Annotated in this window: 12 protein-coding genes and 1 riboswitch; of the genes, 11 read left to right on the top strand and 1 reads right to left on the bottom strand. The window is 46.3% G+C overall.

The window, feature by feature from the left end; all coding sequences use genetic code 11:
• Positions 1 to 168 precede the first annotated feature (168 nt).
• On the top strand, positions 169 to 1,875 hold the full coding sequence (locus TY49_RS00155; RefSeq protein WP_041963875.1) for a methyl-accepting chemotaxis protein: 1,707 nt from the start codon (positions 169 to 171) through the stop codon (positions 1,873 to 1,875).
• A gap of 56 nt (positions 1,876 to 1,931) precedes the next feature.
• On the opposite strand, the gene TY49_RS00150 is transcribed toward TY49_RS00155, so the two are convergent.
• The gene (locus tag TY49_RS00150; protein ID WP_041963874.1) at positions 1,932 to 2,288 is read right to left on the bottom strand and encodes an NIPSNAP family protein; all 357 of its coding nucleotides are present in this window, start codon (positions 2,286 to 2,288) and stop codon (positions 1,932 to 1,934) included.
• A 219-nt stretch (positions 2,289 to 2,507) separates the two neighbouring features.
• On the opposite strand from TY49_RS00150, the gene TY49_RS00145 reads away from it, so the two are divergent.
• The 10 genes from TY49_RS00145 to purF all read left to right on the top strand — a co-directional run bounded on the left by TY49_RS00145 (position 2,508) and on the right by purF (position 11,863).
• On the top strand, positions 2,508 to 3,050 hold the full coding sequence (locus TY49_RS00145) for a DUF2179 domain-containing protein (protein WP_041963873.1): 543 nt from the start codon (positions 2,508 to 2,510) through the stop codon (positions 3,048 to 3,050).
• On the top strand, positions 3,047 to 3,253 hold the full coding sequence (locus TY49_RS00140; RefSeq protein WP_041963872.1) for an NETI motif-containing protein: 207 nt from the start codon (positions 3,047 to 3,049) through the stop codon (positions 3,251 to 3,253). The genes TY49_RS00145 and TY49_RS00140 overlap by 4 nt, the downstream gene beginning before the upstream one ends.
• Positions 3,254 to 3,365: 112 nt before the next feature.
• A riboswitch (purine riboswitch) is annotated at positions 3,366 to 3,467 on the top strand.
• 134 nt (positions 3,468 to 3,601) lie between these two features.
• The gene (gene purE / locus TY49_RS00135) at positions 3,602 to 4,084 is read left to right on the top strand and encodes a 5-(carboxyamino)imidazole ribonucleotide mutase (protein ID WP_041963871.1); all 483 of its coding nucleotides are present in this window, start codon (positions 3,602 to 3,604) and stop codon (positions 4,082 to 4,084) included.
• Positions 4,071 to 5,231 carry a 5-(carboxyamino)imidazole ribonucleotide synthase gene (gene purK / locus TY49_RS00130; RefSeq protein ID WP_041963870.1) on the top strand — a complete coding sequence of 387 codons (1,161 nt, stop codon included), beginning with the start codon at positions 4,071 to 4,073 and terminating at the stop codon, positions 5,229 to 5,231. The genes purE and purK overlap by 14 nt, the downstream gene beginning before the upstream one ends.
• Positions 5,228 to 6,520 carry an adenylosuccinate lyase gene (purB, locus tag TY49_RS00125; RefSeq protein ID WP_041963869.1) on the top strand — a complete coding sequence of 431 codons (1,293 nt, stop codon included), beginning with the start codon at positions 5,228 to 5,230 and terminating at the stop codon, positions 6,518 to 6,520. Before purK ends, purB begins: the two co-directional genes overlap by 4 nt.
• Before the next feature lie 102 nt (positions 6,521 to 6,622).
• On the top strand, positions 6,623 to 7,336 hold the full coding sequence (gene purC / locus TY49_RS00120; protein WP_041963868.1) for a phosphoribosylaminoimidazolesuccinocarboxamide synthase: 714 nt from the start codon (positions 6,623 to 6,625) through the stop codon (positions 7,334 to 7,336).
• The gene (purS, locus tag TY49_RS00115) at positions 7,329 to 7,583 is read left to right on the top strand and encodes a phosphoribosylformylglycinamidine synthase subunit PurS (RefSeq protein ID WP_041963867.1); all 255 of its coding nucleotides are present in this window, start codon (positions 7,329 to 7,331) and stop codon (positions 7,581 to 7,583) included. The genes purC and purS overlap by 8 nt, the downstream gene beginning before the upstream one ends.
• Positions 7,580 to 8,266 carry a phosphoribosylformylglycinamidine synthase subunit PurQ gene (gene purQ / locus TY49_RS00110; RefSeq protein WP_041963866.1) on the top strand — a complete coding sequence of 229 codons (687 nt, stop codon included), beginning with the start codon at positions 7,580 to 7,582 and terminating at the stop codon, positions 8,264 to 8,266. The genes purS and purQ overlap by 4 nt, the downstream gene beginning before the upstream one ends.
• Positions 8,250 to 10,466 (top strand): phosphoribosylformylglycinamidine synthase subunit PurL, encoded by a 2,217-nt coding sequence (purL, locus tag TY49_RS00105; RefSeq protein ID WP_041963865.1) that lies wholly within the window; start codon positions 8,250 to 8,252, stop codon positions 10,464 to 10,466. The genes purQ and purL overlap by 17 nt, the downstream gene beginning before the upstream one ends.
• Entirely contained in the window at positions 10,451 to 11,863 is a 1,413-nt protein-coding gene (gene purF / locus TY49_RS00100) for an amidophosphoribosyltransferase (protein ID WP_041963864.1), read from the top strand. Before purL ends, purF begins: the two co-directional genes overlap by 16 nt.
• The last annotated feature ends 71 nt before the right edge of the window (positions 11,864 to 11,934 follow it).

The raw sequence follows: 11,934 nt of genomic DNA, 5'->3' as shown, positions 1-11,934 counted from the left end.
GGAAATTCCAGAGAAAAATTTTCCTTTATCATATAGTTTTGTCCAAATTATGAATTACCCTGGTAAGTAATTCATAAATACTAAACTCTTCCGATATAACAGTAGCGTTTATTGTATTCGTTTTTGTGATGCAATGAATATCAGTTTACATCAAGGGGGAGCAATGTATTGAGGAAAAAGAGGGCTGGTGTGCAGTTGAAATTAGGGACAAAGATCAATTTGATTGTGTTAAGCACTGTACTTATTCTTTCTGTAATAATTGGAGTGGTTGTGACAAAGGAAGTTACAAAGGGAATCAAGGCTTTTGCGGTGGAAAAGGCTAAGGGAGATTTGGCTTTAGGTGAGCGGTATATTAACAACAAATTCCCTGGTGAGTGGAAAATTAGGAATGGTCAATTATTTAAGGGCGAGCAACTTTTTAATGAAAATTATGAGCTAGTGGATATAATTGGGGCCGATACAGGTGATACAGTCACCATTTTTCAAGGAGATACTCGTATAGCCACAAACGTCATGATTGAAGGAAAGCGTGCTGTGGGTACGAAGGTGTCTGAAGAGGTTGCCGATGTGGTTTTAAATCAAGGGAAAGCATTTTACGGGGAAGCTGAGGTTGCTGGAAATTCTTATCAAACTGCTTATACACCTATAATGGATCAAAATGGGAAGGCGATAGGGATTTTTTATGTTGGAGCTTCGGAAAAGACAATTGATAATATCTTAACTTCTTTTATGACAAAGTTTTTGATTCAAGTCATAATAGTTGTCATAGTAGCTTCTATAGGAATCTACTGGTTTACGCGTAATCTGAAAAGAAGACTTGAGGCAATTTCCACTGCCCTGCTGAATGCGGGGGCGGGCGATTTTACAACAGATGTTAAAGACGACAGTGGCGATGAACTTGGCGATCTTTCAAAGAGTTATAACAAGATGAAGGAAAGCTTAAGCACAATGGTAAGAGAGGTTTTGGAAACCTCGGAACAAGTAGCTGCTTCATCAGAAGAGCTGAATGCCGGTGCAGAACAGACAAGTAAGGCTACGGAGCAGATTACAGAGGCAATTCAGCAGGTAGCAGGAGGTTCAGATGTCCAAACCCAAGGTATTGAGGAAAGTGCAAGGGCATTAGAGGAACTGGCAAAGGGAGTCGCCAACATAGCTGAAACCTCCTCATTAATAGCTGAATCGAGTATGGAAGCTGGTGACCATGCGAAAAAAGGCGGAGGATATGTCCAGGAGACCTCAAGTCAGATGAATATGATTCATGCTTCTGTTAACGAGACAGGGGAAATCATTAGCTCATTGAATGAGCGGTCCAGGCAGATAGGGAACATTTCTAAAGTTATTATCGAGATTGCGGACCAAACCAATTTGCTTGCCTTAAATGCAGCGATAGAAGCAGCAAGAGCTGGAGAACATGGCAAGGGCTTTGCGGTTGTCGCTGCAGAGGTCAGGAAGCTGGCTGAACAATCTCAAAGTTCCTCTTCCCAGATATCTGACTTAATCAAGCATATTCAAACGGATATGGAACACTCAAATCAATCAATGGACCGGGTGAAAAAAGAAGTGATTAGCGGCCTGGGAATCGTTGAGGATACTCAAAAAAGCTTCCAGGAGATTCTTTTATCTATGGAAAATATGAGTGAACGAATCGAAGAGATGGCAGCCACGGCGGAACAGATGTCTGCGAGCACTGAGGAAGTATCCGCAACCGTAAATGAAGTCTCGACTATATCAAAAGAATCTTCCTTGCATAGCCAAAATGTAGCGGCTTCTGCGGAAGAACAATTAGCTTCAATGGAGGAAATAACAGCTTCGGCCAATAATCTATCAACATTGGCAGAAACAATGAAAGATACGGTCAGCCGATTTAAAATATGAATGAAAACCATCAAGCCTTCCGTCATTGACTCAGGCTTGATGGTTTTTTAGGCTATTTAATATTTGGTCATTGCAGTGTCTATTGTCGAATATATCTTCTCATTCCTGGCTTTCACAAAGTATTGTTTTTGAACATACTCCTTCCCGCCATTTTCTTCGTACCAATTTTTAATGCGTTGTAGATGTTCTTTATCGCTTCTAACATGATTTTCTATTTCTATATAATCCTCATAGCTGTCATATTCCCAGATTGCAAATATTTCTGTCGTTGTCTCGTCATGTGGCAGCATCCATCTTCCTGTCAATCTCGCTCCGTGCTTCAGTTGATTTGGCATGTTAATCTTAGTAAAAAGCTTATTGAAGGGTTCTACAAAATCATTTTTTACTATGTAGAATTTACGCCGATAAAACAATATTAACAACTCCCAGTAATCTCTTATTTTAAAATGGTATCCTTTTCCATGCCCTTTCGTCAATCACCATCATTTTTATGTAAAGAAGTTTCAAATCATAAGGTTAAGGAAACCTTAAAATAAGAATCTTTTCGTTAGGGATTTTGCAAGTTGCTTTACAAGTGATTTGTTTAATGCGAACATTAGGGATTATTAGAAGAGATGTCTGGAGGGTTTTGAATGCTGGAGAATAGTTTTGTCATGGTGGCCATCATCTTAATCATCAATATTGTGTATGTGTCTTTTTTTACAATTAGGATGATCTTGACGTTGAAGGGGCAGCGTTACTTAGCAGCTGGGCTCAGCACGATTGAGGTCGTTATTTATGTCGTTGGGCTTGGCCTGGTACTTGAGAATTTAAATCAGATACAGAATCTGGTTGCGTATGCTGTCGGCTATGGCATCGGTGTCATTGTCGGGATGAAAATTGAAGAGAAGCTGGCACTTGGCTATATTACGATCAATGTGATTACGAAAGAGTATGATGTGGATCTGCCAAAGGCTTTGCGAGCACTTGGTTACGGTGTGACGGATTGGGCTGCACATGGACTTGAGGGCGACCGGATGGCGATGCAGATTCTAACGCCGCGAAAATATGAATTGAAGCTGTACGAGAAAATCAAGGAGCTGGATCCGAAGGCATTCATCATCGCGTATGAACCGAAATCGATCCATGGCGGGTTCTGGGTAAAATCGGTACGGAAAGGAAAGCTGTTTTCATGAGTAAGGGTAAAAAGAAGCAAATGTATGAAGTCGGTGAACATGAATCAATCGATGAGTGTCTTAATAGAATGAAGAAGGATGGCTATGCCCCTGTCCGCAGGATGGAGAAGCCGATTTTTAAAGAAGTTGAAAAGAATGGGACCGTTGAATATGAGCCTGCTGACAGGCAGATCATTTTTGAAGCGAAGTTAATTGAGAGCTGACTTGCGTTAGCTGTTTAAAGTCCTAAACACGAACAATATAAAATAGAAATTATCTAATGTTCGATTATAGATTGACAATAAGTCGAATTAGTTGTTAATATGTAAATGTCGAAAGTGAAATTTAGTTTTCCCTCGTATAATAATGGGGATATGGCCCATGAGTCTCTACCCGGTAACCGTAAATCGCCGGACTATGAGGGAAAGTAGTTTTTAAGTGAAGGGAAAAGAAATCGCGTTCACTTATGGATTTCTTTGCGTATGCACCCGGACAGACTACTTTCTCTTCTATTTAGAGGAAGAAGTCTATCCGGGTTTTTTGTTGTGATACTCCAAAGGGAGGTTAGAGAGATGACGGTTGCAGTCATTATGGGGAGCAAATCGGATTGGGAAACGATGAAGCATTCGTGTGACATACTGGATCAGCTGGAAGTTTCTTATATAAAAAAGGTGGTTTCAGCCCACCGTACGCCGGATTTAATGTTTGAATTTGCTGAGAAGGCCAGGGACGAAGGGATCAAAGTCATTATCGCTGGGGCTGGCGGCGCTGCACATCTGCCTGGGATGGTAGCGGCGAAGACAACTCTGCCGGTCATCGGAGTGCCAGTCCAATCAAAGGCGCTTAACGGCCTGGATTCATTATTATCGATTGTCCAGATGCCTGGCGGAGTGCCGGTTGCGACAGTAGCAATCGGAAAAGCTGGAGCAACAAATGCGGGTTTGCTGGCAGCTCAGATTCTCGGGGCTTTTGACAATGACGTTGCTGAAAGATTGGAACGGTTAAGGGAAGAGACGAAGATGTCAGTGATGGAAAGCAGTGATGAGCTTGTCTAAAGTGATTTTACCAGGAGAGACGATTGGAATTATTGGCGGAGGACAGCTTGGCAAGATGATGGCGCTCTCGGCAAAAGGGATGGGTTTCAGGGTGGTCGTGCTTGATCCGACCGAAGATTGTCCGTGCGGCCAGGTGGCTGACGAGCAGATTGTCGGCGGTTACGATGACCTTGAAAAAATAAAGCAGCTATCTGCACAGAGTGATGTGATCACTTATGAGTTTGAGAATATAGATGCAATTGCCCTTGAATGGTTGAATGAAAACGCCTATGTGCCTCAGGGTACGGAATTGCTGCGGGTCACTCAGGACAGGATAGAAGAGAAGCACAACATTGAGACAGCGGGCGTTCGCGTGGCACCATACGCAGTTGTGACAAAGGTGGAGGATGTCAGGGCAGGTGTGGATGAATTAGGATTGCCTGCAGTCTTGAAAACTGCTCGCGGCGGCTATGACGGCAAAGGCCAGCTGGTTCTCAGGTCTGTTGATGATATCGATTTAGCAGAAAGATTAGTCAGCCAGGGTGCGTGTGTACTGGAAAAGTGGATTCCGTTTGAAAAGGAAATCTCGGTGATCATCACGCGGGGGACAAATGGTGAAACGAGTGTATTCCCAGTGGCTGAGAATGTTCATAAGGAAAACATTTTGCATCAGACAATTGTTCCGGCAAGAATCAGCATGAAGGCTGAAGCACAGGCTATAGAGGCAGCGAAACAAATTGCGTCAGCATTAGGGTTGGTTGGAACGCTGGCAGTGGAGATGTTTTTGGCTGAAAATGATGAGCTTTACATAAACGAACTGGCGCCGAGGCCGCATAACTCGGGACATTATACAATTGAAGCATGTGAGACGTCGCAGTTCGAGCAGCATGTCAGGGCAGTCTGCGGCTGGCCATTGGGAAGTACGAACTTGCTGAAACCGGCTGTGATGGTAAACATCCTTGGTGAACACCAGCAGCTATTACTGGATAAAATCCCTGGACTACAGGATTGGAAAATCCATTTATACGGCAAAAAGGAAGCCAAACATAAGCGGAAAATGGGGCATGTGACCCTTTTACGAGAAACAGTAGAAATCGCGCTTGATGAAGCTGAGAGAAGTGGAATCTGGGAAGGTGCAGCAGAAATGATCGGAGGACAAAAGAGATGATAGATCGTTATACAAGACCGGAAATGGGAGCAATTTGGACGGAGGAAAACCGCTTTAAGGCATGGCTCGAGGTCGAGATCATTGCATGTGAAGCATGGGCGGAGCTTGGGGAGATTCCTAAGGAAGACGTAAAGAAATTGCGTGAGAACGCTTCTTTTGATATCGACCGTATCAAGGAAATCGAAGAAGAGACGCGCCATGATGTCGTTGCTTTTACAAGAGCGGTGTCTGAGACACTAGGTGAAGAGCGCAAATGGGTCCATTACGGCCTGACTTCGACGGACGTTGTTGATACTGCGCTTTCTTATGTGCTTAAGCAGGCGAATGCGATTTTGCTGAAGGATCTTGAGAACTTTGTTGAGATCCTGACTAATAAAGCAAAAGAACATAAGAACACAGTCATGATGGGGCGCACGCACGGTGTTCATGCTGAGCCTACCACTTTTGGCTTGAAGCTGGCACTATGGCTGGAGGAAATGAAGCGCAACCTTGAGCGGTTTAAAATGGCGTCTCGCGACGTCGAGTTCGGGAAGATTTCCGGTGCGGTTGGAACATATGCGAATATTGATCCTTTCGTTGAAGCTTATGTTTGTGAAAAATTAGGATTGCAGCCGGCGCCGATTTCGACCCAAACCTTGCAGCGTGACCGCCATGCATTCTATATGTCCTCGCTTGCTTTGATTGCCACTTCGATTGAAAAATTCGCGGTGGAGATCCGAGGCCTTCAAAAGAGCGAAACTCGTGAGGTTGAAGAGTTTTTTGCAAAGGGCCAAAAAGGGTCTTCAGCAATGCCGCATAAGCGAAATCCGATTGGTTCTGAGAACATGACGGGAATGGCGAGGGTCATCCGCGGATATATGATGACAGCATACGAAAATGTGCCACTGTGGCATGAGCGCGATATTTCACACTCATCTGCGGAGAGAATTATTTTACCAGACGCGACAATTGCACTGAATTATATGTTGAATCGTTTCGGAAATATCGTCAAGAACTTGACGGTTTACCCGGAAAACATGAAGCGCAATATGGACCGGACGCTTGGCTTGATCTACTCCCAGCGCGTGCTGCTTGCTTTGATCGACAAGGGCATGTCCCGAGAAGAAGCTTACGATACAGTGCAGCCGAGAGCTATGGAAGCATGGGAAAAGCAGGTACAGTTCCGCAGCCTCATCGAACAGGATGAAAAGATTGCCGGGTTGCTGAGCGAAGCGGAAATCGATGACTGCTTTGATTACAACTACCATATCAAGCATGTTGATATGATTTTTGAACGATTAGGTCTTTAATTTTTCAAAAAGCAACATAAATAGAGGGCGAGGTTATCCTTGCCCTTCCTTTAACTGCAAGTGACTGAAGATTGCTAATTATCTCAATCGGAGGGCGTTAAAATGGAAGAGCTGTTATACGAAGGGAAAGCGAAGCGGATTTACGCAACGGATGATGAGCGGGTAGTAAGGGTGCAATACAAGGATTCAGCTACAGCCTATAATGGCAAGAAAAAGGCGGAGATTGTCGGCAAGGGCAGGCTGAATAACGAGATTACGAGTTTGCTATTCTTGAAGCTTAGGGAAGCGGGAATCCAATCCCATTTTATCGAAAAAACTTCAGAGAATGAGCAGCTGGTAAAACGAGTTACTATCATTCCGCTTGAGGTGGTTGTGAGGAACTTTGCTGCTGGAAGCTTTTCGAAGCGGCTTGGTGTCGAGGAAGGCAAAAAACTTTCGAGGCCAATCGTTGAGTTTTACCTGAAGGATGATTCACTTGGCGATCCGCTGATCACCGATGATCATGTCGATGTGCTGGATTTGGCAACTTCAGAGGAAGTGGCTGAGCTGAAGGCCCAGGCTTTGAAAATCAATGAGGTACTTGGCGGTTTTTTTGCAAAGATTGGCGTGAGGTTAATAGACTTCAAGCTTGAATTCGGCAAGGGTGCAGACGGGAAGATCTTGCTGGCAGATGAAATTTCGCCAGATACATGCCGACTATGGGACATGGAAACGCAGCAGAAGCTTGACAAGGACGTGTTCCGCCGCGATTTGGGGAACCTGACAGATGCTTACGAAACCATTTTAACGAGATTGGGAGGACAATTGCATGTATAAAGTAAAGGTGTATGTCACGTTAAGGGAAAGTGTTTTGGATCCACAGGGAACAGCTGTTAAAAATTCACTGGCGACACATGGTTATGAAGGCATCCAGGAGGTTCGCATCGGCAAGTATATGGAGCTTACTCTCGACGAGTCGGTAAAGGACGTTGACGCAGCCGTAAAGGAAATGTGCGAGCGCCTGCTGGCGAATCCGGTAATCGAAGACTACAGGTACGAAGTCGAGGAGGTTGTTGCACAGTGAAGTTTGCGGTGATCGTATTTCCGGGTTCGAACTGTGACATCGACATGTACCATGCGGTAAAAGATGAGCTTGGCGAAGAAGCGGAGTATGTGTGGCATGATGCTGAAAGTCTAGAAGACTATGACGCTGTGTTGTTGCCAGGCGGATTTTCTTATGGAGATTACTTGCGTTCTGGTGCGATTGCCCAGTTCAGCAATGTCATGAAGGAAGTTGTCAAAGCGGCTGAAGCTGGCAAACCTGTTCTTGGCGTCTGCAACGGATTTCAGATTTTGCTTGAGGCTGGACTTCTTCCTGGGGCAATGCGACGCAATGAAAGTCTGAAGTTCATTTGCAAGCAGGTAGAGCTGAAGGTGGAAAATAACGAAACGATGTTTTCTGCTGGATACGACCAGGGCGAGGTCATCACGATTCCGGTTGCGCATGGTGAGGGCAACTATTATTGCGATGAAGAGACGCTGTCTCGTTTGAAAACCAATAATCAAATCGTGTTCACATACGAAGGCGAAAATCCGAACGGAAGCCTTGAAAATATTGCGGGAATCATCAATGAGCAAGGAAATGTCCTTGGTATGATGCCGCATCCGGAGCGCGCGGTCGACGAGCTGCTTGGCGGCGCAGACGGCTTGAAGCTTTTCAAATCAATCGTCAAACAATGGAGGGAAGCAAATGCGGTTAATGCTTGAACCAAGTCCAGAGCAAATTAAAGAAGAAAAAATTTATCGTGAAATGGGACTATCAGACAGCGAGTTTGCTTCTGCCGAAAAGATTCTTGGGCGAGTGCCTAACTATACGGAAACAGGATTGTTCTCGGTTATGTGGTCGGAGCACTGCAGCTACAAGAACTCGAAGCCCGTTCTGAAAAAGTTCCCTGTCACTGGAGAGCGTGTGTTACAGGGGCCTGGTGAAGGCGCAGGAATCGTTGATATTGGTGATGGCCAGGCGGTTGTTTTTAAAATCGAAAGCCATAACCACCCATCAGCCATCGAGCCATATCAAGGTGCGGCTACGGGTGTCGGCGGCATCATCCGCGACGTTTTTTCGATGGGAGCAAGGCCAATTGCATTATTGAATTCCCTCCGTTTTGGCGAGCTTGAGTCACCAAGGGTGAAATATTTGTTTGAACAGGTTGTAGCAGGAATTGCTGGTTACGGAAACTGCATCGGTATTCCGACAGTAGGCGGAGAGGTTCAGTTTGACGCTGCTTATGAAGGCAACCCGCTTGTAAACGCAATGTGCGTTGGATTGATCAACCATGAGGACATCAAGAAAGGCCAGGCACATGGTGTTGGCAATACCGTCATGTACGTTGGCGCGAAGACTGGCCGTGATGGTATCCATGGTGCTACTTTTGCCTCTGAAGAATTGAATGAGGCATCGGAAGAAAAGCGTCCTGCCGTTCAGGTCGGAGATCCGTTCATGGAAAAATTGCTTCTGGAAGCCTGCCTTGAGCTTGTGAAAAATGATGCGCTTGTTGGTATCCAGGACATGGGTGCGGCTGGTTTGACGAGTTCATCTGCCGAGATGGCGAGCAAGGCTGGTTCAGGAATCGAGATGAACCTGGACCTAGTGCCGCAGCGTGAAACAGGCATGACGGCTTATGAAATGATGCTTTCCGAGTCCCAGGAGCGCATGCTGATTGTCGTAGAAAAAGGACGTGAGCAGGAAATCATCGATCTTTTTTCAAAATATGAGCTTGAAGCGGTTGCGATTGGAAAAGTTACGGATGACAAGATGCTTCGTCTTTTACATAAAGGGGAAGTTGTTGCCGATGTTCCGGCTGATGCGCTGGCTGAAGAGGCTCCTGTCTATTACAAGCCTTCCAGTGAACCTGCTTATTTCCGCGAGTTCCAGAACATGAACAATGAGGTACCTGAAGTTGAGAACTATGAAACTACTTTGTTGGCATTGCTGCAGCAGCCGACAATCGCAAGCAAAGAGTGGGTCTATGACCAGTATGACCATATGGTGCGCACGAGCACGGTCGTTTCACCTGGCTCGGATGCTGCTGTAGTCAGAATCCGTGGCACTGAAAAAGGCCTGGCGATGACGACAGACTGTAACTCTCGCTATATCTATCTTGATCCGGAAACTGGCGGGAAGATTGCCGTTGCCGAGGCTGCGCGTAATATCGTTTGCTCTGGCGGCGAGCCGCTGGCAATCACGGATTGCCTGAACTTCGGAAACCCTGAGAAGCCAGAGATTTTCTGGCAATTTGAAAAAGCAGTCGACGGCATGAGCGAAGCGTGTCGGACATTGAGCACACCTGTAATTGGCGGAAATGTCAGCTTATACAATGAAACGAATGGAACGGCTGTCTACCCGACTCCGGTTGTCGGCATGGTCGGACTGGTTGAGAATTTGAAACACGTTACTACACAGCATTTTAAAAATGCCGGAGATCTGATTTATCTGCTTGGTGACACGAAGGATGAGTTTGGTGGCAGTGAGCTGCAGAAAATGGTTTATGGCAAGATTTTTGGCAAGGCACCTGAGCTTGATTTAGAAGTGGAAGCCAGCTATCAGGCACAGATTTTAACTGCGATTAAAAATGGGCTGGTTGCATCTGCGCATGATGTCGCAGAGGGTGGCGTGGCTGTGGCGCTTGCTGAATCCGTGATCGGCAGCAAAGGGTTGGGAGCTGAGGTAGTACTAGAAGGAAATGCAATATCCGCCTTGTTCAGCGAATCGCAATCCCGCTTTATTTTATCCGTAAAACCAGAGAATCAAATCGAGTTTGAGAGTTTAACAGACGCGGTGCTGATCGGAAAAGTTGCTGAAGCGCCTGTGTTGAAAATAGATGTGAACGGCACGAATGTGATCAATCACAATGTGGAAGGGCTGAAAAAGGCCTGGAAAGGAGCCATCCCATGCTTGCTGAACTAAAAGGCTTGAATGAGGAATGCGGCGTTTTTGGTATCTGGGGACATCCCGAGGCAGCACAAATCACCTATTACGGCCTTCACAGCCTGCAGCATCGCGGCCAGGAAGGCACTGGCATCGTTGTGAGTGATGGCAAGGAACTTAGAGGTAGAAAAGGCGAAGGCCTTGTGACCGAAATTTTTACGGCTGATGCCATGGAAGATTTGCAAGGAATGGGCGCGATTGGGCATGTCCGCTATGCGACTGCAGGGGGAAGTGGCTATGAAAATGTCCAGCCGCTGCTGTTTCAATCGCAAAGCGGCGGACTCGCACTTGCTCATAACGGCAATCTAGTGAATGCCGATGCGCTAAGGAATCAGCTTGAAGCTCAGGGAAGCATCTTCCAGACGAGTTCTGATACAGAGGTGCTCGCCCACTTGATCAAGCGTGGCGGCTTCAGCCAGCTGAAGGACCGTGTGAAAAATGCACTTCCCATGCTGAAGGGTGCTTACGCCTTTTTAATCATGACCGAAACAGAAATGATGGTTGCGCTCGACCCGCATGGTCTTCGCCCGTTATCGCTGGGCCGCCTTGGCGATGCTTATGTGGTAGCTTCAGAGACTTGCGCATTTGATATTGTCGGTGCGGAGTTTGTCAGGGACATCCTTCCAGGAGAATTGTTGGTGATTGATGCAGACGGCCTTCACTCTGAGATGTATTCAATGAGCTCGGGCACGGCAATCTGTACGATGGAATATATTTATTTTTCAAGACCTGACAGCAACATCCATGGCATCAATGTCCATGCTGCCCGCAAAAATCTCGGCAAGCAGCTGGCAAAAGAAGTGCCAATTCAGGCAGACGTTGTAACAGGGGTTCCGGATTCGAGCATCTCCGCGGCAATTGGGTATGCAGAGGAATCAGGTATCCCATACGAAATGGGCTTGATCAAAAACCGTTACGTTGGCCGGACTTTCATCCAGCCATCCCAGTCACTGAGAGAGCAGGGCGTGAAAATGAAGCTTTCTCCGGTGCGCGGGATTGTGGAAGGCAAGCGTGTCATTATGGTGGACGATTCGATCGTGCGCGGTACGACTAGCCGCAGGATCGTTAGGATGCTGAAGGAAGCAGGTGCGACCGAGGTGCACGTCGTCATCAGTTCACCGCCAATCCAGAATCCATGCTTTTATGGGATTGATACATCCACCCGCGAAGAACTGATTGCCTCCGATCATTCGGTCGAAGAGATTCGTGAATTGATTGGTGCCGACTCGCTGACGTTTTTGAGTGTCGAGGGCATGCTTGAGGCAATCGGGCGCAATGAACCTGGCGAAACAAGAGGTCAGTGCCTCGCTTGCTTTACCGGGAAGTACCCAACAGAAATCTATCCGCAGGCCGTGCCGGCCGGGCAGAAGTGCTAAGTGATTTTATATAGAAAGAGTGTTTGGGTTTTCCAAATATAGGATGACGGTACAATTATGTCAGGTTATGG

This window comes from Mesobacillus selenatarsenatis SF-1, assembly GCF_000813125.1.
In the GTDB taxonomy this organism is placed as follows: Bacteria; Bacillota; Bacilli; order Bacillales; family Cytobacillaceae; genus Mesobacillus; species Mesobacillus selenatarsenatis.
The sequence above is the reverse complement of the archived record's forward strand: the minus strand, read 5'-3'. Positions and strand labels throughout refer to the sequence as shown.